The 24,150-nt window shown below is 33.9% G+C and carries 18 protein-coding genes and 3 pseudogenes; 4 read left to right on the forward strand and 17 right to left on the reverse strand.

Annotated features, from left to right (window positions below; genetic code table 11):
- Nucleotides 1–48: 48 nt before the first annotated feature.
- From hfq to COD11_RS27515, 10 genes and pseudogenes are all read right to left on the reverse strand, one after another.
- Complete coding sequence (gene hfq / locus COD11_RS12570) at nucleotides 49–276, reverse strand: RNA chaperone Hfq (RefSeq protein WP_098797259.1); 228 nt, start codon at nucleotides 274–276, stop codon at nucleotides 49–51.
- A gap of 38 nt (nucleotides 277–314) precedes the next feature.
- A complete protein-coding gene (gene miaA / locus COD11_RS12575; RefSeq protein WP_098797260.1) occupies nucleotides 315–1,253 on the reverse strand; it encodes a tRNA (adenosine(37)-N6)-dimethylallyltransferase MiaA in 939 nt (312 codons plus the stop codon).
- Between the two features lie 287 nt (nucleotides 1,254–1,540).
- Nucleotides 1,541–3,466, reverse strand: coding sequence for a DNA mismatch repair endonuclease MutL (mutL, locus tag COD11_RS12580; protein ID WP_098797261.1), 1,926 nt, complete (start codon nucleotides 3,464–3,466; stop codon nucleotides 1,541–1,543).
- Between the two features lie 23 nt (nucleotides 3,467–3,489).
- Nucleotides 3,490–6,090, reverse strand: a complete 2,601-nt coding sequence (mutS, locus tag COD11_RS12585; RefSeq protein ID WP_098797262.1) for a DNA mismatch repair protein MutS — start codon at nucleotides 6,088–6,090, stop codon at nucleotides 3,490–3,492.
- Between the two features lie 242 nt (nucleotides 6,091–6,332).
- Nucleotides 6,333–6,875 carry an outer spore coat protein CotE gene (locus tag COD11_RS12590; protein ID WP_098797263.1) on the reverse strand — a complete coding sequence of 181 codons (543 nt, stop codon included), beginning with the start codon at nucleotides 6,873–6,875 and terminating at the stop codon, nucleotides 6,333–6,335.
- A gap of 559 nt (nucleotides 6,876–7,434) precedes the next feature.
- Nucleotides 7,435–7,872, reverse strand: coding sequence for a regulatory iron-sulfur-containing complex subunit RicA (gene ricA, locus COD11_RS12595; protein ID WP_098797264.1), 438 nt, complete (start codon nucleotides 7,870–7,872; stop codon nucleotides 7,435–7,437).
- 1 nt (nucleotide 7,873) lies between these two features.
- The gene (miaB, locus tag COD11_RS12600; RefSeq protein ID WP_098797265.1) at nucleotides 7,874–9,400 is read right to left on the reverse strand and encodes a tRNA (N6-isopentenyl adenosine(37)-C2)-methylthiotransferase MiaB; all 1,527 of its coding nucleotides are present in this window, start codon (nucleotides 9,398–9,400) and stop codon (nucleotides 7,874–7,876) included.
- Between the two features lie 178 nt (nucleotides 9,401–9,578).
- A pseudogene (locus COD11_RS12605) lies at nucleotides 9,579–10,775 on the reverse strand (type IA DNA topoisomerase); the annotation flags it as partial.
- A gap of 602 nt (nucleotides 10,776–11,377) precedes the next feature.
- Nucleotides 11,378–12,163: pseudogene (locus COD11_RS12610) on the reverse strand (IS256 family transposase); the annotation flags it as partial.
- A 252-nt stretch (nucleotides 12,164–12,415) separates the two neighbouring features.
- Nucleotides 12,416–12,674 (reverse strand): annotated as a pseudogene (locus COD11_RS27515) (hypothetical protein); the annotation flags it as partial.
- A gap of 216 nt (nucleotides 12,675–12,890) precedes the next feature.
- Here COD11_RS27515 and COD11_RS12615 point away from each other — a divergent pair.
- Genes COD11_RS12615 through COD11_RS12625 form a run of 3 tightly spaced genes read left to right on the forward strand, consistent with a single transcriptional unit; the run spans nucleotide 12,891 to nucleotide 16,662 of the window.
- Entirely contained in the window at nucleotides 12,891–13,976 is a 1,086-nt protein-coding gene (locus COD11_RS12615; protein ID WP_098797266.1) for an endospore germination permease, read from the forward strand.
- Nucleotides 13,973–15,499: a spore germination protein gene (locus COD11_RS12620; RefSeq protein ID WP_098797267.1), complete on the forward strand. Its 1,527-nt coding sequence runs from the start codon at nucleotides 13,973–13,975 to the stop codon at nucleotides 15,497–15,499. The genes COD11_RS12615 and COD11_RS12620 overlap by 4 nt, the downstream gene beginning before the upstream one ends.
- Nucleotides 15,496–16,662: a Ger(x)C family spore germination protein gene (locus COD11_RS12625; protein WP_098797268.1), complete on the forward strand. Its 1,167-nt coding sequence runs from the start codon at nucleotides 15,496–15,498 to the stop codon at nucleotides 16,660–16,662. Before COD11_RS12620 ends, COD11_RS12625 begins: the two co-directional genes overlap by 4 nt.
- A gap of 136 nt (nucleotides 16,663–16,798) precedes the next feature.
- Here COD11_RS12625 and COD11_RS12630 read toward each other — a convergent pair whose 3' ends face one another.
- The 3 genes from COD11_RS12630 to COD11_RS12640 form a co-directional block, all read right to left on the reverse strand.
- A complete protein-coding gene (locus tag COD11_RS12630) occupies nucleotides 16,799–17,617 on the reverse strand; it encodes an AraC family transcriptional regulator (protein ID WP_060668918.1) in 819 nt (272 codons plus the stop codon).
- Nucleotides 17,618–18,234: 617 nt separating this feature from the next.
- Nucleotides 18,235–18,423, reverse strand: a complete 189-nt coding sequence (locus tag COD11_RS27260; RefSeq protein WP_002081493.1) for a hypothetical protein — start codon at nucleotides 18,421–18,423, stop codon at nucleotides 18,235–18,237.
- A 1-nt stretch (nucleotide 18,424) separates the two neighbouring features.
- Entirely contained in the window at nucleotides 18,425–18,865 is a 441-nt protein-coding gene (locus COD11_RS12640) for an Hsp20/alpha crystallin family protein (RefSeq protein WP_031536672.1), read from the reverse strand.
- 176 nt (nucleotides 18,866–19,041) lie between these two features.
- Here COD11_RS12640 and COD11_RS12645 point away from each other — a divergent pair, with 176 nt between their 5' ends.
- Nucleotides 19,042–19,482, forward strand: a complete 441-nt coding sequence (locus tag COD11_RS12645; protein WP_060668912.1) for a cell wall hydrolase — start codon at nucleotides 19,042–19,044, stop codon at nucleotides 19,480–19,482.
- A 560-nt stretch (nucleotides 19,483–20,042) separates the two neighbouring features.
- Here the strand turns inward: COD11_RS12645 and COD11_RS12650 are convergent.
- The 4 genes from COD11_RS12650 to COD11_RS12665 all read right to left on the reverse strand — a co-directional run bounded on the left by COD11_RS12650 (nucleotide 20,043) and on the right by COD11_RS12665 (nucleotide 24,081).
- Nucleotides 20,043–20,726 carry a DUF421 domain-containing protein gene (locus COD11_RS12650; RefSeq protein ID WP_098797269.1) on the reverse strand — a complete coding sequence of 228 codons (684 nt, stop codon included), beginning with the start codon at nucleotides 20,724–20,726 and terminating at the stop codon, nucleotides 20,043–20,045.
- A 24-nt stretch (nucleotides 20,727–20,750) separates the two neighbouring features.
- The gene (locus COD11_RS12655) at nucleotides 20,751–21,323 is read right to left on the reverse strand and encodes a CBO0543 family protein (RefSeq protein WP_098797270.1); all 573 of its coding nucleotides are present in this window, start codon (nucleotides 21,321–21,323) and stop codon (nucleotides 20,751–20,753) included.
- A 238-nt stretch (nucleotides 21,324–21,561) separates the two neighbouring features.
- Nucleotides 21,562–23,055: a phospholipase D-like domain-containing protein gene (locus COD11_RS12660; protein ID WP_098797271.1), complete on the reverse strand. Its 1,494-nt coding sequence runs from the start codon at nucleotides 23,053–23,055 to the stop codon at nucleotides 21,562–21,564.
- A 351-nt stretch (nucleotides 23,056–23,406) separates the two neighbouring features.
- Nucleotides 23,407–24,081 carry a DUF421 domain-containing protein gene (locus COD11_RS12665; protein ID WP_098797272.1) on the reverse strand — a complete coding sequence of 225 codons (675 nt, stop codon included), beginning with the start codon at nucleotides 24,079–24,081 and terminating at the stop codon, nucleotides 23,407–23,409.
- Between the last annotated feature and the right edge of the window lie 69 nt (nucleotides 24,082–24,150).

Genomic DNA, 24,150 nt, shown 5'->3' on the forward strand with positions numbered 1-24,150 from the left:
TTTCAAAAAATAAAGGGAGTTGATGTTTTTTCATCAACTCCCTTACTTTTATTGCTCTAGTTCTATTTGTATGTTTTTTTGTGGTGAAAATGTTGAGATAGCATGTTTGTAAATAAGCTGTTGCTTACCCTCTGTTTCTAACAATACTGTAAAGTTATCAAAGCCCTTAACAAGGCCCCTTAATTGGAATCCATTTAATAAAAAAACAGTTACAAAAGTTCCATCCTTACGAAGTTGATTAAGAAATTGATCTTGAATATTAATTGATTGCTTCATGTTTCGTCCTCCTCTTTTATCTATACCTTTTAATTCGATTAAAGTTTCAGCTTTCCTGCTATGTATGTAAAAATTTCATCCACCTTTTGTTCATGATTTATAGGTGGGGTCATATTAAACCATTTAACATCCATTTTATTTCGAAACCATGTTAACTGACGTTTAGCATATCTTCTTGAATTCTGCTTTAATTGGATTATTGCATCTTCAAGTGTTGTTAAACCATCAAGGTAATCATAAATTTCTTTGTAGCCTATTGCTTTTATTGCCTGTGTATCACGTATGCCAATATCATACAGCTGCTTAACTTCCTCAATGAGTCCTTGTTTGATCATAGAATCAACACGTTCGTTAATCCTGGCATATAGAATATCTCTGTCCATTGTTAAACCAACTAAGGCTACATCATACAAAAGTTGGCTTTCCTGTTGTTTCAGATGCTCTGCCATCGTCACACCGGTACAATGAAAAATTTCTAAGGCTCTAATAACTCTTCTTGTATTATTTGGATGGATTTTAATAGCAGACTCCGGATCAACATCAACTAATAATTGATGTATGGCATGTTCACCATTAACTTTTAGGTCTTCTTCAAGCTTCTTCCTAAATTCAGGATCTGATGGAGATTCAGTAAACTGATAATCATATAAAACAGATTGTATGTATAAGCCTGTCCCTCCAACAATCATTGGCATTTTGTTTGCTATAGTAATGTCATCAATTAAGGGTCTGACTTTTCCTTGAAATTCAGCTACTGAAAAATCGTCATCTGGATTTTTAATATCTATAAGATGATGAGGGATACCCTCCATCTCATCTACATTTATTTTGGCTGTTCCAATGTCCATGCCTTTATAAATTTGCATTGAATCCCCACTAATAATTTCACCATTTAATCGGTGGGCGAGGTCAATGCTAAGCTTCGTTTTTCCAACTGCTGTTGGACCAATGATGACGACGATTTTCTTTCTATTCAAAAACAACCACTCTTTCACATCAAATAGATTCTACGTTCATCATCTTATCATGTGTATGATATGAACACCAGATTATTGTTACCTTTTTAATATAATTGTAAACATTCTATTAGTATTTATTTTTGCACAATGTTTTAAACAATGTAAACAACAATATTATATAAGACTTTAAATTACGAAGTATTCTTGTTTACATAATATTATTATTTTCAGAGGTTTCTCCCTAAAAGGAAAAAGCCCTCTAAAAAGAGGACTGTTTCTCCAGTTCATATTATTTCTTATGTTTTTTACATTACTCGTTTAAACATCTTCTCCATTTCATAAGTTGAATAATGAACAATAATTGGTCTTCCATGAGGACAAGTAAATGGATCAGTTGTTTTTCTTAACGTTTCAAGCAATGCAAAAATCTCATCATTCCGTAAGTGATGATTCGCTTTGATGGAAGCTTTGCAACTCATCATAATCGCTGCTTCTTCACGGAGTTTCTTAATATTTATCTTCTTTTCATCGAGTACCTGCTGAATGATTTCCTCAATTGTATCCTTTTCTTCTCCTATAGGAAACCACTGTGGATGCGATCTTACAATGTAACTATTCCGACCAAAAGGCTCAAGAAATATACCCACTTGTGCTAATGTATTTAGATGTTCTTCAATAATCATTGTTTCATCTGTAGAGTATTCAAATGTTAGAGGCACCAGAAGCTCTTGAACCTCCGAGTGAACCTCTCCAACTTTTTCTTTAAAGAATTCATATTTAATCCGCTCTTGGGCAGCATGTTGATCTATGATAAAAAGCCCTCGATCATTTTGAGCTAATATATATGTTCCATGCATTTGACCAATCGGATATAAGACAGGTACTCGTTCTTGTTGTTGTTCTTGTTGTTGTTCTTGTTGTTGTTCTTGTTGTTGTTCTTGTTCTTGTTTATCATCATAAGAAAGGTTTTCTTCAAAAACCTCTTCTTCATGATGAATTGTTCTTGTTTCAATTACATGATGAGATTCTTGATCTATTTGATCTTGATGTTGCCAACTAGCATCCATTTTATTATAAAGCTGTTCTTCTTCATTATCTAATATTGGTGTATTCTGTATAATGGATGGTTGTTGAATAGCTGATGTCTTTTCAACAACCTCGCTACTATGATCGAAGGTAAACTGTTGCTGCTCATCATTTGACTTCACTTTTGTCATTTTAGGAGATTCTACGGACGGTATAAGCTGCTGTTTTTTTAACACATCTTTAATTCCATTTGTAATAAGTTCATTTAATTCTGCTTCCTTACTTAACCTCACCTCAAGTTTTGATGGATGAACATTCACATCAACTAATAATGGATCCATTTTTATTTCTAAAAACACAATGGGAAAGCGTCCAATTGGAAGCAATGTATGATATCCATGCTGAATAGCCTTAACAAGAGAATAATTTTTTATAAATCGGCCATTAATGATCGTTGATATATAGGTACGAGAAGCTCTTGTTATTTCAGGTAAAGCAACATAGCCATTTACTTCAAAATCCAACGACTCTAACGTTAACTTTTTCATTTTTTTTGCAATGGAAAGTCCATAGATTGAAGCCAAAACCTGGCGGACATCCCCATTTCCATTCGTGTGAAGAAGCTTCTTACCATTATGAATTAAGCGTATGGAAACCTCTGGATGTGCAAGTGCGATTCGGTTCACAATGTCCGTAATATTTCCTAATTCCGTATGAACAGTTTTCATGTATTTCAACCTGGCTGGTGTATTGAAAAAGAGATTTCTAACAGTGATATCCGTTCCTTTTCTACTTGAGGTTGATTCATGTTTTTCAATTTTCCCACCCGATAAAATCAGATTTGATCCTGCGCCTTCTCCTGTACTTGTTTTCATATCAAGCAGCGAGACCGATGCAATACTAGGTAGCGCCTCTCCTCTAAAGCCGAGAGTCCGAATGCGAAAAAGGTCATTTTCATCTTTTATTTTACTTGTGGCATGACGGTGGAAAGCATTTAGACAATCATCAGGTTCAATTCCATCACCATTGTCAACAATTCTAATCTTACTTAAACCAGCTTCCTCAATATCAATTTCCACAATCGTACTGTTTGCATCTATTGCATTCTCTAATAACTCTTTCACAACAGAAGCAGGTCGTTCAACGACCTCTCCCGCTGCAATTTTATTGGATAACATATCATCTAGGCGAATTATTTTTCCCAATCATCTCACCGCCTTCTTGCATATTATTTTACCTTTTTCTGCAATTGATATAGTGCATTGATAGCATCAAGAGGTGTCATTTCTAAGAGATTCATAGATTTTAATTGATCAACAACATTTTGTTCTTTCTTAGTTAGAGTTTGCACTTTAGTCGCAGGTTGTCGTCCATCATCCGGGAACAGAGAAAGCTGAGAATCTATAAAAGATTTTTCTTGTACCATTTCACTCTTCTTAGGTGTGACAGAATTTGTACCTTTATTCTCTTTTTCTAGATCCTTCAATATTTCTTTCGCACGTACAATTAAAGATTTTGGGAGTTCAGCAAGTTCTGCTACATGTATTCCATAACTTTTATCTGCTGCACCTTCTTCAATTTTGTGTAAAAACACAACTTTTCCATTTTCCTCAATGGCTTTTACATGAATATTTTTTAACGATTGTAATTGTTCTTCGAGAACTGTTAGTTCATGATAGTGTGTTGAGAATAATGTTTTAGCGCCTATTTTTTCATGAATATGCTCAATAATAGCTTGTGCTAGAGCCATACCATCATAAGTTGAAGTTCCTCTGCCGATTTCATCAAACAATATTAAGCTTTGAGAAGTAGCATGAGCAATGGCATTTTTAGCTTCAAGCATTTCTACCATAAACGTACTTTGACCTGATATTAGATCATCAGCTGCACCAATGCGCGTGAAAATTTGATCAAATATAGGTAAAACAGCTTTCGAAGCAGGTACATAGCAACCTATTTGAGCTAGTATTGACGTTAAAGCTATTTGACGCATATACGTGCTTTTCCCTGACATATTGGGTCCTGTGATAAGCAGCATATGTCGTTCATTGTTAAAATAACAATCATTTGCTACGTATTCCTGAGTATCCATTACTTTCTCTACAACTGGGTGACGGCCATTCTTAATAAATAGTTCATTAGATAAAGAAAATGCAGGCTTGCAATAGTGACGATTTTCACTTACAGTTGCAAAACACTGAAGTACATCTAATTCACTAAGACGTTTAGCTAAGCCTTGTAATCTAGGAATATATTGTTTAATTTTTTCTCTAATTTCAACAAATAATTGATATTCTAATTCTACAATTTTTTCTTCTGCCTCTAAGATTAGTGACTCTTTTTCTTTTAGAGCTGGAGTAATAAAGCGTTCAGCATTAGACAATGTTTGCTTACGCTCATACATGCCTTCTTCTAAAAGGTGAAGGTTTGCTCTGGTTACTTCGATATAATAGCCAAAAACTTTGTTATAGCCAATCTTCAGTGACTTAATTCCTGTTTTTTGTCGCTCTTGCTGTTCAAGCTGAGCAATCCAGGTTTTTCCGTTTCGGCTGGCATCACGATACTGATCTAATTGCTCGTTATAACCATCGTTTATAATGTTCCCTTCCTTAACGGATAGAGGTGGGTTTTCAATTATCGAACGTTCTAATAAATTTGTTAAATCCTCACAAGAATCTAGCCTTTCTACAGAAAATGTCTCACTTTGTAAAGATTGACATAGACTTTCTATTGCTGGAACCTGCTGTAACGATTTTTTAAGTTGAATAAGGTCTCTAGCATTTACATTACCAAAGGCTACTCGACCAGCTAGGCGCTCTAAATCATATACTTCCTTTAATAATTGCCTTAGATCTTCTCGTTCGAAAAAGTGTTCCATTAAAGTTTCAACCATTGACAATCGCTTTTCGATTTTCACCTTATCTACAAGTGGCTTGTCTACCCATTGTTTTAAGAGTCTTCCACCCATTGCCGTCTTTGTTTCATCTAACAACCATAAAAGCGAACCTTTTTTCCCTTTTGAACGAATTGTTTCTGTTAGTTCAAGATTTCTTTTTGAAAAAAGATCGATCTTCATCGCATCATGAAGATAATACACTTTTAGTTTTTGCAAGTGATCTAAACTACGTTTTTGAGTCCGTTCTAAATAGGATAATAGTCTACCAAATGTTGTAACCAGCCGTTGATCGTTTATTTCTTCAACTAGTGAAGAAAACTGTTCTGAAATTGATGATTCTATTTGATAGGATAAAGTTGCTTGACATCGATCTATAAGCTGCTTTTTCCAGTTTTCTTGAAGATCATTTAGAATCACTATTTCTTTTGCACCTACAGAATAGATTTCGTTTAATAAATCATCAAAACTTGAACAATATGCGACAAGGTTTTCACCCGTTGTTAGATCACTTAATGCCAAACCAAATTGAGAATCAAATTCGGTTATGGAAGCAATATAATTGTTCTCTTTTTCTTGAATTCCTTTTCCATCCATTACAGTACCTGGTGTAATAAGTTGAACAACTTCTCTTCGAACTACACCTTTTGCCTGCTTCGGATCTTCCGTTTGCTCGCAAATAGCAACCTTATAACCTTTTGTAATCAATTGTTCAATATAGTTAGGAGCAGAATGATAAGGAACCCCACACATTGGTATTCTTTCTTCTCCGCCTCCATCACGGCTCGTTAAAGTAATTTCTAATTCCTGTGATGCCTTAACAGCATCTTGAAAAAACATTTCATAAAAATCTCCTAAACGGAAAAATAAAAAGGCATCTTGATAATCTGCCTTAATCTTTAAATATTGCTGTATCATTGGCGTGTAAGTTGCCATGTTTATCCTCCAATACCACTGTTAACGTTCTATATAGGTTATTTTCCATTCCGTAAAATCTATATCTATGGTGAAAGTAAGCCTTTTTTCAATATCCTCCATTATAACATAAATCGACAATTTCTAGTGAAAGTAGGAGGTTGGAAATTTTCGTAACAATCATTAATATATTATGATCTTTATTGTTCTAATTTTAAAAGCTCAAGAGAAAACAAAAAAACTAGGAGGTTGCTTCCCCCTAGTTACTCTTCTACATCTCCAACTAAAAACTCAGGATTCAAGTCTTCAAACTCATCTTCTAATTCTTCTTCCCAACAATCATCATCATCGCAGCCTTCTGGATTAACGTGTACACAAACTTTAGTTTCACCAATAACCTCTGCAAGATGTTCACGTTCCGCTTGAACAATAATTTTATTTCCATTTGGTGAAATTGTTACTTCTAAACAGTTTGGTTGTTGAAGTGCCTTACAAATTACTTCATGTTCATCATCAATAAAGTTATCATCTTTATATCTAAGCTTAATCACATCTACATAATCTACACGTTCTGTAACAACTTCAGTTTTTGTGTTTTCGTTGTAAGAATACCAAACATTAATATCATAAGTACCTTCAACTTCAACTGTTTTACCTTTCTTATGCGCATCATAGTTATGGTTAATAATCCAACCACCTAAAATGCTCGCAGGTTTTTGCGATGGTGAAATCGTATGTGTACATTGTGAAAATTTACGTCCTTTTGCAACAACTGCTTTTGTAATAATCTCTCTGTATTCAGACATTCGAGCATACCCTCCTCAATGAATCTTCATTTAATCCTATGCTAGGCTAGTAACATATGTGCTAATTAATTAAATGAATTTATGACATGTTACGCCAATACATGTAACGTATAGTACATTGTATGCTGGGTTGACAGAATATGTGCCTAAAAAAGTAAAAAGGTGCATGTGTAAGTAAAAAAATTTGCTTAAATTTCTTTCCAGCGCCTTTATCATGTAAAACAAATGTATACTTCACTCTCAACTATGTTATTATTCCGTGTTTAACGGGAAAAGTAAAAAAGTCATTATTTAGTTGAGTGTTCAAAAAAATCTATGTGAAACCTGAGGAAGATATGCACTTCTTCAATGAAATTTTTATACAAATTCTTATATTACTTGCAATATCAATTGCTGTTATAGCCATTGCGAAGCGTGTTAAAAGCCATATTTATTTTTTCCTCACTAATTTAAGAGCTATCTATCAAACCTCTTATTATAAAAATTGGAGTGATTTCATCGCAAAGGAAAGACACATAAAAAGGCAATCGGTTCTTTTAACCGATTGCCAAAGTTTAAATTATGAACAGCTGCTGCCGCCTTTAGAGCTTCTTACTTTCGAACCAGTTTCACCTGCTAAAAGGTCACCACCAGTTGAAGTAATGATTTCATTTGTTACTTTATTAGAAATTGTATGAGAAACTAGTTGAAGTAAGTCGTTTACTTCAATTTGTGAATCTTTAAATTCCTGGATAATTGGAATTTCATCAAGTTCACCTTGAATTTTGTCAATTTTCTCTTCTACTTGCTTTAATGCTTCATGTTTACCATAGTGTTGAAAATTAACTGCTTGTTTTTGTAAGCTTTTAATACTTGCGATCATCTCACGAACTTTTTGATTATCATTTAGCTGAGCTTCCGCACGTTTAAAGAAATCAACTTCTTTTGATTCTGAAATCATTTGTGCAAGTTCACGAGCTTTTACTACGATATCGTCTTTTGTATATACTTTTGTCATCTTAATTCACCTCAACCGCTTCTTCTACCATTTCTCCATCTAGCGTCCATGTTTTAGCTTTTATAATCTTAACTTTAATAATTTTACCAATTGCTGATTTCGGAGCTCTAAAGTTTACAAGCTTACTTTTTTCTGTGTAGCCTGCAAGAACATCTGGATTGTTTTTGCTCTCACCTTCTACAAGAACATTCACAATTTGACCTTCATATTCTTTTAATTTTTTTGCAGAGGTTTCATTTACAACTGCGTTTAAACGTTGGAGACGTTCTTTCTTAACCTCCATTGGTACATTATCCTTCATTTTAGCTGCTGGTGTGCCTTCACGTGGTGAGTAAATGAACGTATAAGCACTATCAAATTCAACTTCACGATAAAGGGATAGTGTTTCTTCAAATTGTTCTTCCGTTTCATTCGGGAAACCAACAATAATATCTGTTGTTAAAGAAGCGTTAGGCATTGCTTCTTTAATTTTACGAACTAGCTCTAAATAGCTCTCACGTGTATATTTACGAGCCATAATTTTTAATATTTCAGAGCTACCTGATTGAACCGGTAAGTGAATATGATCCAGAAGGTTTCCACCTTTTGCTAACACTTCAATTAAATGATCATCAAAGTCACGAGGGTGACTTGTAGTAAAGCGAATACGAGGAATGTCAATTTTATGAATTTCATCCATTAAATCGCCTAATCCAAATTCCATATCCTCGAAATCCTTACCGTACGCATTAACGTTTTGACCAAGAAGCGTAATTTCTTTATAGCCTTGTGCAGCTAAATGGCGTACTTCCTGGATAATTTCTTCAGGACGACGGCTGCGTTCTTTACCACGTGTATAAGGAACGATACAATACGTACAGAACTTGTCACAGCCATACATAATATTAACCCACGCTTTAATGTTACCTTTACGAACTTTTGGAAGATTTTCAATAACATCTCCCTCTTTTGACCATACTTCAACAACCATTTCTTTTGAAAGATAAGCTTCATTCAAAATTTGTGGTAAACGATGAATATTATGTGTGCCAAAAATCATATCAACAAAAGGATGTACCTTAAGAATACGATTCACAACCGATTCCTCTTGTGACATACAGCCGCAAACACCTAATAAAAGATCTGGTCTTTCTTTTTTTAATGTTTTTAAGTGACCTAATTCACCAAACACTTTGTTTTCTGCATTTTCACGAATAGCACATGTGTTTAGAAGAATAACGCTTGCATCTTCAACACCGTCTGTTGGCTCATAGCCCAATGCCATGAAAATCCCTGCCATTACCTCTGTGTCATGTTCATTCATCTGACACCCATATGTGCGAATATAAAACTTACGGCCTTGTCCCATTCCTTTAAATTCTTCTGGAATCGAAAATCCATCATATTTTACATCTTCTTTTCCACGCTTCTTCGCATCTTTTAGAGAAGGCGGCATATATACGGCTTGGAAATACTGGCTGTAGTCCTTTTCGGATTTTTTGTCCGATGGGTTTACTTGAGTACTTTCCTTACGCTGTTGTTCATTCATTATGCAATTCTCCTTTCAAATTGCGCTTATTATAATCTTTTAAAAGTGCAATTCTTAATTCACTAACTTAAAATATATAGAAACATACAACTTAATAGTATATCGATAATAGCTTTAGAACACAATCTTTTAACCATACTGTAAAGAATTGTACATGTTTTTGCGACAAAATGCGAATCTATTTTTTTACATTCGTATCTTCAAAAAGAAATTGTACTTTGTTATCCTTCCATTCAAGTCTTGCATCAAAGGTTTTATCACCCTTTTTAAATCCTTTAATAACATTGGACTGACCTTCACTTAACAATTTTTGAGCATTTGTTTGTGAGATTTTTTTACCAAGTATTTTTTTCGAAATTGTAAATCTGCATTGATTTGTTTTATAGTTTGAACAACCGTAGAACTCTCCTTTGTCAACTACATTTCCATCACAGAACTTACATTTTCCTATTTTCTTTCCTAAAGAATATTTCGAAGATGTTCTCTGAATTGATTCTACTTTCAAACCTTCAAAACTCCAACTTGTAGAGATTTCTATAGCATCCGATACTATTTTAGTTGACAATTTTTTTGTCTGTTCCATAAAAACGGATGGAGATGCCTGACCTTCTCCAATTTCTGATAAGCGTTGTTCCCATTTTGCTGTCATTTCAGGTGAAGCCAAAATATGATTTCCTACTGCTTCAATAAGAACTTTTGCTTTATCTGTTGCAAATACTTGATTTCTTTTTATTTCGATATATTTACGATCTTTTAGCATTGTAATAATTCCAGCTCTGGTTGCTTCAGTTCCTAAGCCTTCTACCTTACTTAGTACTTTTTCCAATTCATCATTATCAAGATATTTACCAGCAGTTTTCATTAAGGTAATTAATTGTCCTTCTGTATATCGTTTTGGTGGCTGGGTTTTTCCTTCCTTTGTTTCCACCATATCAACACGCCCGGAATCACCCTTTTCAAGATTTGGTAAAATCTCATCCTTATCCTTGTCATTTTGATAGATGACTTTACGCCAGCCTTCTTGAATTTGCTGCTTCCCTTTTGTTATAAATTCTGCACGTCCATCAACAAGGGTTGTTAATGTAGAATAATCAAAAATTGCCTTTTCATAATGGGCAGCGATTAGCCTTCTAACAATCATGTCATAAATTTTTTCCTCATCAGAAGAGAGCTTTTTAGGATCCCTAACTTGCTCTGTTGGAATTATTGCATAGTGATCTGTTACCTTTTTTTCATTCACATATCGAGGGTTTTTTAAGATTGATGAAACTGGCAAAGGAAAGAGTTCTTTATATTGATCAAATCCTCTTAGCTTCTGTAGAATCTCTGGAAATTGTTCTGCTTCTCCCTCTGTTACATACGTTGAATCACTTCGGTATCTACAAAAAAGGGGACTTAATGAAAGTGGACTTAATGAAGTTAGGTTTAAAGCTAAGAACTAATAGGAATAAATTTATTATATTACATTTAGTAAATAAGCATCTATACATGTTTATTTCTTTATAAAGATTGTTTTAAAGGGGGGATTAGTTTAGCAGTTAAGGGTACAGAATGAGGAATGGTATGTTGATATGAAATTATTAAAATAGGGAGAAGATGTATTTTTATTGGATAAATAAAGGATGTGGAATAATAATGCATACACAAAATACTCATACAATTTAAAGACCTTCTTATAAGTCAGATAGAAAAGTTAATGAATTAAGATTAAATAAATTTTACAGTTAAAAGTAATGGGCCTTCGAAACATTGGTGGAAGTAAATTCTAATTGTTTAATAAAAAGCACATCATAGTGGGATAAATAATTTATATTCATTGTCTTTTGATGTTAAAAAGCAGAATTGAAAAATAACAAATGAGAGTAGTAAAAGGGAACTGACTTATTTGATTTAGGTCTATTAGAAAGTGCGAGTTAGATGAATAGAGCAGAAAGTATAAATGTCAGGGGCTGTCAAATAAAGTGTGTAAGTCCTAATTTACTCCATATACTTTAGGACTCGGTCTTTGAGGTTTTCGTGGAGTAAAAGTTGATTTATTACCATGGACCAGTTTTGAATAAACCCAACACTCCATTTCTTTTCTAATTCTTGAATACGTAAATATAGGACTTTGAACAGGGCATTTTCATTTGGAAATGCTCCTTTTTTCGTCACCTTTCGAAAGCTAGAATGAATGCTCTCTACGGCATTTGTGGTGTACATTACTTTGCGAATGGCACTCCCGTAGTCAAAAAGTTGCTCCACATGGTTGAAGTTGCGAACCCATACATCCACAGCACCTGGATAAGAAGTCCACTGTTTTTGAAAGGCATCGAAGGCGCTATGACAAGCTTTCAGACTAGGTGCTCCATACACCTTTTTTAAAGAAGCTGTAAAGGCTTTATACTCTTTAGTAGGAATATATTTAATGGAATTTCGAATCAAATGGACCATACAACGCTGCACAATCAGGTCAGGAAAAATGGCACGAGCACCTTCTTCTAGTCCACTTACTCCATCCATTGATAAGAAAAACACATCCTCTACACCACGTGATTTGATCTCATCAAAGATTTGCATCCATTTATGTTTACTTTCTGTTTCATTCAACCATATACCAAGGATTTCTTTCTTTCCGTCCATCGTATAACCTAGAATCGTATATACTGCATATTTCTTCGTCTCATACTGATTTCGTACAGTAGTGAACATGCAGTCTACGAACAAAAATGCATAACAGGGGCTTAAAGGTCTGGAATGCCATTCTTCTAGATGGGGTAGCATCAGTATAAGGGGATTCACAACGATAAGGAATTTCCAATATAAAAATCCTGATTTCCCATTCCCTAAACTGAGAAATTCGGCCTTTTTTTCGTTACCCAATAAAGAGGTACAGCCGACAAAATGCTGATATTATAGGCTAAGGCATTTTTTATATCCTAAGTGGACGTAGGGATGGAGTTCAAAATCTAGGTATAAATAAATATTCTCCTAGAAAGTACGTTCCGATCCTAATGGTGATATGTGCGGGAGAAAAACGTTACCTGATCGTACAAGATTTCTTAACTCGGTAAGAACAGACAACGCATAATTGGCGATTTATATTCCCATCATCATAAACGTGCTTTTGCCAGCGATTTGAGAGAAAGTTCAAAGGTGCGCCTTCTGGAATTCTTCGTTTATTATTTTTTGTTCATCTCTTTAATGGTCACAATAGCGTGAAGCAATGACTCTCCTGATTTTATATAGAAGTGATTTCTAAGGCATCTAACAATGTTGGGGTATGTTTACGTAAGTAGTTAAGAACGCGGTTGTTCTTACCTAGTAATTTGATTTTGGTTATACTTTGAATTTTTAAAGGTTACTATTATTTTCTGTGGCTGTTTCACAACGCTTTATTTAGTTGGTTTTCTGGATATAAATCAAATATTAGGTAATTATATAAAATATGGTAGCAAAAAGGAAAAACGAGATGGATAGTTAAAACAATAATGGGGTAAGAGGGTTGAAAATGGATCAAAATAAAGCAAGTTTTTCTACTATATTTGTTCTCTCTATGATGAGTATAGGATTAATGAACCATGTAATGGTGATACCCATGTTACTAAGCACAGCAAAGAGGGATTCTTGGATATCTGTACTAATTTCAGGAGTTTTATTTTTGGGGTGGCTTGTTTTTCTACAAGTAATTATTAAAAAAACAAATTACTCCCATTTATTTACTTGGATGAAGGACCGAGTTGGTAAAGGTGTTGCTTGGGGTCTTTCTTCGGTTGCCTATGTTTTTATCCTTTTATTAATTGGAGTTACCTTAAAGGATATGATTGTTTGGACAGTTACTTCCTATTTCCCTCAAAGTCCAGTTTTCATCTTAGCCATAGTTTTTCTAATCATTTGTTTTTTTGCTGCGACATCTAGCTTTGCTACCCTATCTATTATTTCAGGTTTTTTACTTGTTTTTGTTATTGCTTTAGGTTTTTTTGTCATGAGCCTAAATATTCCTCATAAGGATTACGCTCAAATATTCCCTATATTAGAACATGGTTTGAATCCTGTTTTGAAAGGCGTAATCTATAGTTCAGGTTCTCTAATGGAAGTTTCACTTATACTTTTCTTACAACACAAATTAAAACCCAACATTAAGGTTCGAAGTTTACTTTTTCTCGGAATTATCTTAATAGGGTTAACCCTAGGTCCCTTGTTAGGTTCAATTGCTATTTTTGGTCCAGAAGAGGCTGCTAATCAGAGGTATCCGGCATACGAGGAATGGCGATTATTAAAAATTGGTAAATATATTGAACATGTAGATTTTTTTTCTATTTATCAATGGCTGTCAGGTGGATTTATAAGAATAAGTTTAGGTTTGTTTATAATTGGACAGCTATTTCCATTTGAGAACGATAAGAATAGACATTTATTAATAGGGTTTAGCTCACTAATTACATTGTTGATGGTTCTTCTACCTATTAGTGATATGCAATTTGTTCGCTTTTTGCAAAATATATATTTTTATTTATCGCTTCTATTTTTAATTATCTTTTCTTTAAGCATTGGGTTATTAGCCTTTTTAAAAGAGAAAAGGGGAGATAATTCTTGAAATTTAATAAATATAAAAAACAAAAGGAACTGAACTCTTATCATACTACCTTTCAGAATACTGATGAAGTAAATGAAGAGAAAATTCGTTCAACTTATCAAAAAAGTGAGGATGTTAAAGTTGTACTACATAAATTTACTGATGAACAACAAGAAATAGATACCATATTTATCTATTGTGAGAATTTGGTTGATAAAAAACAAATAAATCAAATCATTATTCCACAACTAAAAAAAATGACAACAAAAAATTACTATAAAATATTCAAAGATTGCGTGGAATGGAATCAAGATGACCTGGAATGGACACCTTTAAAGGTGGAAACAGGGTTAAATTCCATCTCTTTAGAGATCTTCGATGGTAATTTAGTCATTTATTTTCCGGAATTTAGCGCTTTTTTTTCTGTTAGTGCATCCAATAAACCAAACCGTTCAACTGAACAATCCAATTACGAGGTATCTGTTCGTGGCCCAAGAGATAATTTCACAGAGGATATCTCAACAAATATTGCACTAATTCGAAAAAGACTAAGGTCGCCAACGCTATCTTATCAAACTTATACGATAGGAACAAGAACTCAAACTAAGGTGGGATTATTATATCTAGAAGATGTGGTTAATACGGAGATGCTAGATACTATTCGGGAACGATTATCTAATGTTGAGATTGATGGAATTATTAGTTCAACTCAATTGCAGGAGATGGTGTCCAAACAATCACTTTCTATTTTCCCACTTTCTGCTGATACATCCAGACCTGACTTTGCAGTTGAATGTTTATTACAAGGTAGAATAATCATAGTAGTAGATGGCTCACCATTAGTCATTATTGCTCCTGTAACCATTACTTTTTTGATTAAAGCAGCAGAGGATTCACATTTTAATTATTTACCCATTTCATTAGCTCGATTTTATAGATGGGTGGGATTTCTTTTAGCTGTCTACTTACCCGGGTTTTGGATGGCACTACTTGCATACCATCAAGATCAAATTCCATTTCCTCTTCTTGCGACTGTAACTGTTGCAAGATCGGGGTTGCCATTTCCTGCACCATTAGAACTTATGATCGTTTTATTCCTGTTTGAAATGTTCCGTGAAGCTGGTCAAAGATTACCTTCCCCTCTTGGACAAACTCTCTCTGTCGTTGGAGGACTCATTATTGGAGACGCTGCAATTCGGTCGGATTTTATTTCTCCTTCGGTCATCGTTATTACGGCTCTTTCTGCCATCTCAGGGTATACACTAGTGAACCAAATATTAGCAAGTTCAATATCCATTCTTAGAGGATTTGTTCTTGTTTGCTCGATTTTTATGGGTTTATACGGTTTTATGCTTGGAGGATTTATGATTGTCATTTATATGGCAAGGTTACGTTCTTTCGGAATCCCTTACTTAGCTTTAGTATTTCCGAAGTCTAGTTCAGATCTTTTCAAGGCGCTATTTCGGTTACCATGGAAAAGTTATAGAGAACGTGTTAGTTATGTTCGTACGCGGGATAGTACAAAGACGGATGAAGGGGAGTGACAATCCTGAAACTACGTAGGTTCTTTTTAATTAGCATACTAACTCTCTTTAGTCTGGTATTATCGGGATGTTGGAATATCAAAGAAATACAAGATATTTACTATGTTGCAGCACTTGGAATTGACTATAAAGATGAAAAATATATAGCTTATGTTCAATTACTGGACTTTTCTAATGTGGCTAGACTAGAAGGTGCTAGACCTGATAAACAACCACCGATTTGGATTGGGAGAGGTGAGGGAATTACGATGACAGAAGCGTTAAATCAATTATACAAGGACGCACAACAAAGACTTTTTTGGGGACATGTGTCTACATTGATTTTGAGTAATAAATTACTTGAGCAAGATATCAAATCCTCTATTGATTTTATAAATCGATATAGAGAAATACGTTATAATATCCAATTTTATGCTACAAATGAATCCATTGAAGACGTACTTAAAACAAAATCATTTTTCACTTTATCTGGACTCTCGACGATTCTTCACGAACCAAATGAAAGTTATAAGCAAAGATCCTACATACAACCCATTCAATTTTTCCAATTTATTCGAGATAGCAATCCTGTTGGACAAACAGCTTTCATTCCTTCAATAAAAATATCCACTGAAAATTGGAAAGAGGAAGATAAAAAAGCACCATTGTTAAGAAATGACGGCGCTGTCTTTATAAGAAATAACCATCTACAAGGATGGCTTTCTGAATCTGATTTAAACGGTCTAAGATGGATAGATGAAAAAACTGTTCGATCTCCTTTGTGGATAGTTGAAGATGATCAACCGGTTGTTTCTATAGTATTAGAAAAACCAAAGGTGAGGATAACTCCAGTTATTACTAACGAACAAGTGAGATATAAAATTAACGTATCCTTACAAGCCGGAATAAACGAAAAGTTAAAAGAAATTAGTGAAAACAAGTTAGTTGCTAACACTGAAAAAATAATAAGAGCTGAGATTTTAAATACTTTTGAAAAAGGAGTGGAGATAAATTCAGACGTTTATAGGTTAGGTGAAATATTATATCGGGAGAACCCTCAGAGATGGAATCAAGAGATAAAAGAAAAGCCATTTTTTTTAAATAAGGATAGTATCGAGCATATCAACATACAAGTTAATTTAGTGAACTCAGGAAAATTGAAATACCAAGAAGGTCATTATTAGAGTGATTTAGCTAAATTTCACAAAAGTCAATTCTTTATGTATGGAATTGACTTTTTAATTATATTTCTGATAGCGTATAATATTTGCGTTTCGTCTGCAGAGTCCCATAAACACATTCTATTACTGAATATGTAATTTACTTCGGGATAACAGGGACCCAGAGTTCGTGTCTTGGTTTATGCTTCGGACCGTAATAACATTCTATACAAGGTAAATTTGCAAGTTCATACTCGGAGTTAGGAACCCACTCGGTATATAAACGTTTCCATGCATCTACTATGTTCGGAAATACTGCCCATGTACTTGCGGGTATAATAAGCGTCTCCATATTTTCAGGGGATTCCCCATCGTATCTTACGCCCATGAAATAGGAAAATTCTTCATCTGTTATGGCGGCTTCTTTTCCGCAAACCCCCAGAAGGCTTTCAAGCGTGCATTTTGGATTTTCCCATGACATAGCTACTAGTTCTTGCATAAATCCATCTTTTTTCGCGGTGTTCCAAAGCGTAGGGATTGTTTTAAATGCTCTGCTTGTTTTTACTGGCTTACTTTTTCCTACAATTCTTAATTCAAAATCAAGGTTTTCAATTCTGTAATCCATCTCGGTATCTCCTTTAATAGTAATTTGAAAGGATATTCTGGGAAAGGCTTTTAACTGTACCCCTCTATTATGAGCATTGGAAGGGGTTACTCCATGCATTTTTTGAAAAGCACGTGAGAAAGTATCAGAAGAAACATAACCATATTTAACTGCCACATCGATGATCCGAATTTCACTTTTTTGAATTTCAAATGCTGCGAGTGTTAACCGTCTACGTCTAATATATTTTGAGAGCGATACACCTGAGATTGAAGAGAACATTCTTGAAAAGTGAAACTCGGAAAATTTAGCTACTTTTGCAGTTTCTTTGTAGTCTATTTCTTTATTTTCAATGAAGTTTAACGCATGGTTCATTCTTTTAGCCAATTGTGAACATCAAGTAGAATGACACAATTTCTGCTATAATAACTGAAACACATTACTGGAAGTTATCATTCACATTTTATAGTGAATTGCATCCTCTAATAACAAGACATCTGTTAATCATTTTCTGATTTTATAAGGCAAAGATAAGTAACAAAGAGACAATAATACATTTTAATAAGTAAAATAATGTATTTTTGAGCTTTCTATATGTAGTTATTGAATTAAAACAGTTTAGTTAAAGTACATTTATTTGCATACTTATTTTCAACAATGTAATTCAAGAAGAAGTAGAAAAAGAAATTACCTCTATGCAATAATAAGCAAGGAATGGGGGGGATAAGTTATCCTTATGTTAAATACTATCTACCGAGGTAATTAATTGAACGAAGTTTGAATTTATTCAAAATAAATACCCTGTATTACTCTAGTATAATAGATTTGGTTCTTACAACAATCTATACATAGTTTCTTATGTATCTTTAGGTGAAAACTCACAAAAAATAAAGAAAATACAGTAAGGGCATTTTTTTTACCTCTTAACTTTGTTACAACAATAGGGATGCCAAATTCGACACCCCCTTGTTTAGATAGTTCTAATCGGAAGATTAGTTAATATTGTTTTTAATATATGATGACTTAATGTTATGAGCAAGTTCATCTAATATAGCTTTCTTCTTATTATTTGAAGAATGACAAGTTAATATAAGCAAATCCACTAATTCTGGTTGCATATTAGATATCTCCTGCAAATAATCCTTATCAAATTCTTTCATAACTTCATATAATTTGCTCATTTTAATGAAATTCCACATCAATTTTCTTTTTATTATTTGGTGTAGTCTTTAACATTTTTACTTCTAATACACCATTTTTATAGGTTGCTGATACTCCCTCGGTAGATACAAGACTCGGAAGTGTTATAGCTCGGTGAAAACTACCTGTGTAACGTTCTTTTCTATACATATTTTTTTCTTTTGTTTCATTTGTTTTGTTTATAGAACCGCTAATCGATAATACATTATTTTCAATATCAATGTTTACGTCTTCTTTTTTCTCAAGTCCCGGTATATCACAAGTTGCAACAACTTCATTTTCACTTTCATGCACATCTACCTTAATACTTCCAAAGTGCTCTTTGTCCCCACTAAAATCAAACGGTAGGTCAGAAAAGATACGGTCAAAATCTCTTCTTATATTTACTAATTGTCTAAATGGGTCATAAGGTGTTAATGCCATAGTTACATTCCTCCTTCATTTATCATTCATATTCTCTTCATTTCTCATGAAATTATTAGCTTATGTATTATTTTCCTAATTTTTTAACAATTCATTTTAACTCGCTCATTAGTAAACTTCAACAAGGAATTTCTGATGAACAACGTTCATATAATTAGATATAGGGAGTGATAAAAGTGCCACGAGTAAAATATACCGAAAGTGATGTTGCATTGATGGCAAGGATGATGAGAGCAGAAGCTGAAGGAGAAGGACGACTAGGGATGCTTTTGGTTGGTAATGTCATTGTAAACCGACTAAAAGCAGATTGTTTAGATTTTTTAAATTTAAGGTCAATAAGGGACGTGATTTTTCAAGTACAAGGAGGAAATTATTCTTTTGAAGCAGTACAAAAAGGGAATGTTTTTTATCAACGTGCAAGAGATGTCGAAAAAAGATTAGCACGAAAAGCATTAGATTATTGGAGAGAGCATCCTTCTAAATATGCTCTTTGGTATTTCAATCCATATGGTAAATGCCCACCTACTTGGTACGCTCAACCATTAGCAGGTCAATATAAACAACATTGTTATTATGAACCCCAAGCTAATACATGCGAAAGCGTTTATAGATGGTAAAGCAGCATACGAATTGATATGTATTAATAAATAATTTGTTATCGATTATTAAGCTTGTATCGAAGATTTCGAAGAATCATTGTTACAAGCTTATATTACTTGCTTATCTTCAATAGTCGTGTCTTTTAAAACGATTAGGGATTCAATCCTTGTTGTAGATAAGGTCTCGTTATCTTAATATAGTACTTGTACTTTTTTTGCTCCATCTCCATCTGAAAATGAACGCATCCGTTAGTGAAGTAAAGTTATCGCTTCAGCCTCCAACTGATACCATTTTTCCACTGTAATATTTATCTAAGTTATCCCACTAATTTTTAGACTCTGACTTTAGATACTTATAATACATTCTTCCATAAAAAAGGACCTTTTGTTTAAGGCTTAATGACAGGGTTGCTGCTCTAGACCGCAAATTATAGTTTTCCATCCTCTAATAAATAGATTACACTCAAGGAACAAACACCCTATCAGATAAATTCATAAAACGGATTCTCTGGTTCATCTTTTTTTAAATCCACATTATATTCACCAAGAAAATTGATGTGCTCCTATCCTAACAAATTTTATTTAGGACTTACATGTATGCCTTCACTCTCTCTCCAATCTGCGTAAAGTATACGCTTTACATTATCATATCCATTGTTAGTTAATTGGTTATCTAACCACTGTTGATCAAATCCGAGTTCATGTAAATTATCCCATAATATTTCCCCATCTATAATTAACGATGTTGGGAGATCTACTGAACTTTCTGGAAGATTGAGATCTTGCTTGTCTGGTTTTTGATACTTGGATTTTAATAATAAACTTATTTGCCCATTAGCTTCCAATATACCGTATTTGACTTCGCGAACTGAAAAGACATTATTTTGACGGAGTATACTCAATACTTGATTTACATCCAATTTGTTCTTTGTAAGTAACTTTCTGTCCATAACACCGTCTCGAATGATGATGTTAGGATTGCCTAATAAGAGAGAACGTGTCGATTTATTTTTTAGAGTCATAAACTCTATTCCCAACATAAGAAACGTCCACAATCCGATGGCATATAAAAAATGAAAAATCCCTACCTTATCTTCATAAATGGTATTTCCTAAAAAATCTCCAAGTACTAACACAAAAACTAAGTGAAACGGGGTTAACTGATAGATGGATGTTCTGCCTGTTATGATAATGATAAAAAATAAAGTGGCAAAACCAACGATGACTTTGATCGTCAGTAAACCAATATTAACTTCTTCCAAAGTTTTTTTCCTCCAATTTAAATTTTACTTAGTTGTAAGATCTTGAGGTTTAGATAAAGAGGCTAGTTTTAGTATTAAAGCTCGAGTTACAATTCCAACAATGATGTAATATATGAATGAATATCTGTATCTCCACTCTAAATAATTAACAAGTTTGACCCACTCGCAAAAGGGTTCACCTATAAAGGCATATGTTAGTGCCATAATGATCTGGGCTAAAATAAAAGATTTCCATGTTCTAAAATATTGATATAACAACATGTAAGCTACAGGTACCATTGAAAAATCAAAAGGAAAGGCCCGAGGAATAATAGGTAGGAATGCAATGGGGTAATCCCAAAAACTGTATTGTGCACCAACTACATCTAATAAGGTTGTTGTTATGATAATTATGGTACCAAACAACAAAATTTCTAAAATAATGTCTCGTTTAACGAGTTTAGACCATATAATCCAAGGTACAACTAAAAAACCAACTAATATCCACCATTCCCAAGTTAAAAATTCATTCTTTAGCCAATTATTTAATTCTAAAAGGTACAGTTTATCCTCTAATAAACGTATTTCCTTATCAAATATATTATCTATTGATATCATCCCTTATATTTAAATTAAAAAGTAACAGATATTTTTGAATTCAAACACTTTGAGCTGCCTGTTTAGTATTACCGTTTTTTAGTAATGAATTTCCATCGTAAAAAAGAAAAAAACCATATTGAAAGTTCTTCTAACACGGGTTTTCGACTCTTTTCAAATGAATCAGAAATATTTTAAAAACAATGAAATTTTTTAAATCTAGATTTAACATAGAACAATAAAAACAGGATACATCAACTCATAATAATGGAGAGAGCAGGCGAGAACCCTGTTCAACAATGCGCTCGGTCAGGGATCGTTGCAACAAGTCTTCAATTCTTAATGGTACAGAATCAGTAAGATCCCTCTCGAACTGCTCTGTGAGTTCCCTTGCCACATCAGCACTGTACACGACTTGACACACCTCATAATTCAGGCGAAAACTTCTCATATCATAGTTTGCTGAGCCTACGGCAGCAATCTCCTCATCGATGGTCAACACCTTCGCATGTATCATTCCTTTGTCGTACTGGTAGATTTGAACTCCAGCTTCTATAAGTTCTCCGTAATAAGTACGGCTTGCAAGACCCACGATTTTTTGATTATTGTGGCGAGGAACCAGCAATCTTACACGGACACCACGAGTTACTGCTGTCTTTAATGCCATGATAATATCCGTTTCTGGTACAAAATAGGGTGTTGTTAAATCAATAGTCTTGGTCGCCTGTGTTATACAGATAAAGTAAGCTTGCCGAATGACTGGGGTAGGAATTCCAGGGTTTCCTTCCAACGTATGGATATACGCTTTATGCAATGTCCTAGTTTTTCCGGATATGTCCATTTCTTTATCATCAAGGGTGCTCAACTCTGATCCCAATTCGGCTGACCATTTGGAATGATCTGCTCTGCCGATTGAATTGATTTTCGTTACCTCTGATTTTGTTTTCAAATTTGTTTTTGATTTTATCCTTTCCGGCACAGCGATTTCCCAATGAACATCAAAAACAGTCTGCAAGTCGCCTGTTGCTTCCCCTATAATTTGCAAATGAGTGTCCCTCCAAAATCCTACGTCTGGCTTTAATCCTGTATATTCATACCCAACGTTCATACCGCCAGTAAAGGATTCCTTTCTGTCAATCGTCACAATCTTACAATGATCCCGATAATTCCAATTGGACAAAATCCAGGGAAATCGCAGAGGAAATATTGTCCTGCATTCTATCCCTGCTTCCACCATCTGCCGGATTTTTTCACGCGGGAATTTATAACTCCCCAAGCTATCTCTCATAAAACGAACCTGCACTCCATTTAATGCTTTTTCGATTAGCAGTTCTGTGATTCGATTACCAATTTGGTCGTTCCGATAGATGAAATATTCCAGATCAATGGTTTTTTGGGCTTTTTGCAGGGATACAAGGAGTTGATCATATTTTGCTATCCCATTGTTAAACACTTGGACTTGGCCCATTCGAAGCCCATTCACAGTGAAATGCCGTAAAGCATTGGCAATTACCGATGCTGAAGCACCGAATGTCTCAGGTAATTTGTTAGATTCATTTTTAGAACAGGTCAATCTTTTTCGATGAATAAACTTAGGGTTTGATATGCTAAGATATAGCCAGAAACCAATGACAGGTAAAAAAAGGACGATTATTATCCAATTCAAAGCCTTGGCAGGCCGACGAACTTCCCAAATTGCTATGAATAAGATAAAGAACGTATTTAACAGGTATAGATAAAAAATCCACTCCAACTGGAATCCCTCCTTCTGTTTCTCTTAACATGTACAAACTATGTAACCAGTATACGTATGGAATATGAAGGGATTGTCTGTTATATATTATGGACTACCTTTATAAGAACTTGTATAAGATATTAAGAACGAAAAAAAGAGAATTAAGGTTGGGAAAGTTCTGACATCAAGAAAGGCGTAATGATCTGGCACTGTCCTAACTAGAGACTTAGTGATTTTGAAAATTACCATCTGGTAAATTCCTAAATATAGGTATAATTTTTTATAAATTTGGAAAATGAAAGTGGTAAATGCAATAAGGAGTAAATAAGAGAAAACATTAATTTATATTGGGAGGAAATCGTCTTAAAATTAGTCGTTAACATCTTTTTTGTTAATGGTTAATGAATGATCGGTATCTCTAACAGCAGCATAAAAAATATCTTTGATTTGAAGATATCCCTTTGCCTTTAGTTCTTCCTTTAACCACTTTTCATTTTTGTTGATTAATTTTAAATTACGCTTTTGCACTTTCCCTTCAATGACAACGGCTATGGGTAATCCGCGGTATTCCACTTTCATATGTAAATCTTTTGGAGTAATAGGAACTAATTCTTTTCTTGGAAAAATGCTAATTTCACCTGTTGCTTCCAAAATCGCATATTCAATATCGTGAATATCCGGATATCCTGATGTTCTTAAATTAGACAACAGCTCAGGTAAAGGATATCTACTTTCCTTTAAATTTCGATAGATAATTTTCCCGTGTTTAATTAGAATAGTCGGTTTTCCGATAATAAAAGGGTTTAACTTATTTAATAAACTTAACTTTGATATAAATAGATGAATGCATGTTATTACAATGATTCCAATAATCCCCTCCATCACTCCGTTTACTTTAATAGAACCAAAAGCTAAATAAGATAAAAAAAGAATCGCTCCAAAATCATGAGGGGTAAGTCGGGCTAGAGCTGATTTCCCTAAAATTTTTACTGCTACAATAAACACAATATAGATAAAAATAACTTTAACTAAAAAAATAGACACTTCTAACACCTCGTAAAAAAATTCACCTTAGTCCGAAATTGGACTAAGGTCAGACTGTAGACAAATCCC

The sequence above is a fragment of the Bacillus sp. AFS040349 genome, assembly GCF_002577655.1.
Lineage (GTDB): Bacteria > Bacillota > Bacilli > Bacillales > Bacillaceae > Metabacillus.

Bases quoted from the DNA above. Each gene is read 5' to 3' on its own strand.
- COD11_RS12630 (WP_060668918.1), bottom strand. From the start codon at position 17,617: ATGAACCATGCGTTAAACTTCATTGAAAATAAAGAAATAGACTACAAA.
- COD11_RS12655 (WP_098797270.1), bottom strand. From the start codon at position 21,323: ATGATATCAATAGATAATATATTTGATAAGGAAATACGTTTATTAGAG.
- mutS (WP_098797262.1), bottom strand. From the start codon at position 6,090: ATGGCAACTTACACGCCAATGATACAGCAATATTTAAAGATTAAGGCA.
- COD11_RS12640 (WP_031536672.1), bottom strand. From the start codon at position 18,865: ATGGCATTAACACCTTATGACCCATTTAGACAATTAGTAAATATAAGA.
- miaB (WP_098797265.1), bottom strand. From the start codon at position 9,400: ATGAATGAACAACAGCGTAAGGAAAGTACTCAAGTAAACCCATCGGAC.
- hfq (WP_098797259.1), bottom strand. From the start codon at position 276: ATGAAGCAATCAATTAATATTCAAGATCAATTTCTTAATCAACTTCGT.
- COD11_RS12615 (WP_098797266.1), top strand. From the start codon at position 12,891: ATGGATCAAAATAAAGCAAGTTTTTCTACTATATTTGTTCTCTCTATG.
- ricA (WP_098797264.1), bottom strand. From the start codon at position 7,872: ATGACAAAAGTATATACAAAAGACGATATCGTAGTAAAAGCTCGTGAA.
- COD11_RS12590 (WP_098797263.1), bottom strand. From the start codon at position 6,875: ATGTCTGAATACAGAGAGATTATTACAAAAGCAGTTGTTGCAAAAGGA.
- COD11_RS27260 (WP_002081493.1), bottom strand. From the start codon at position 18,423: ATGAGCAAATTATATGAAGTTATGAAAGAATTTGATAAGGATTATTTG.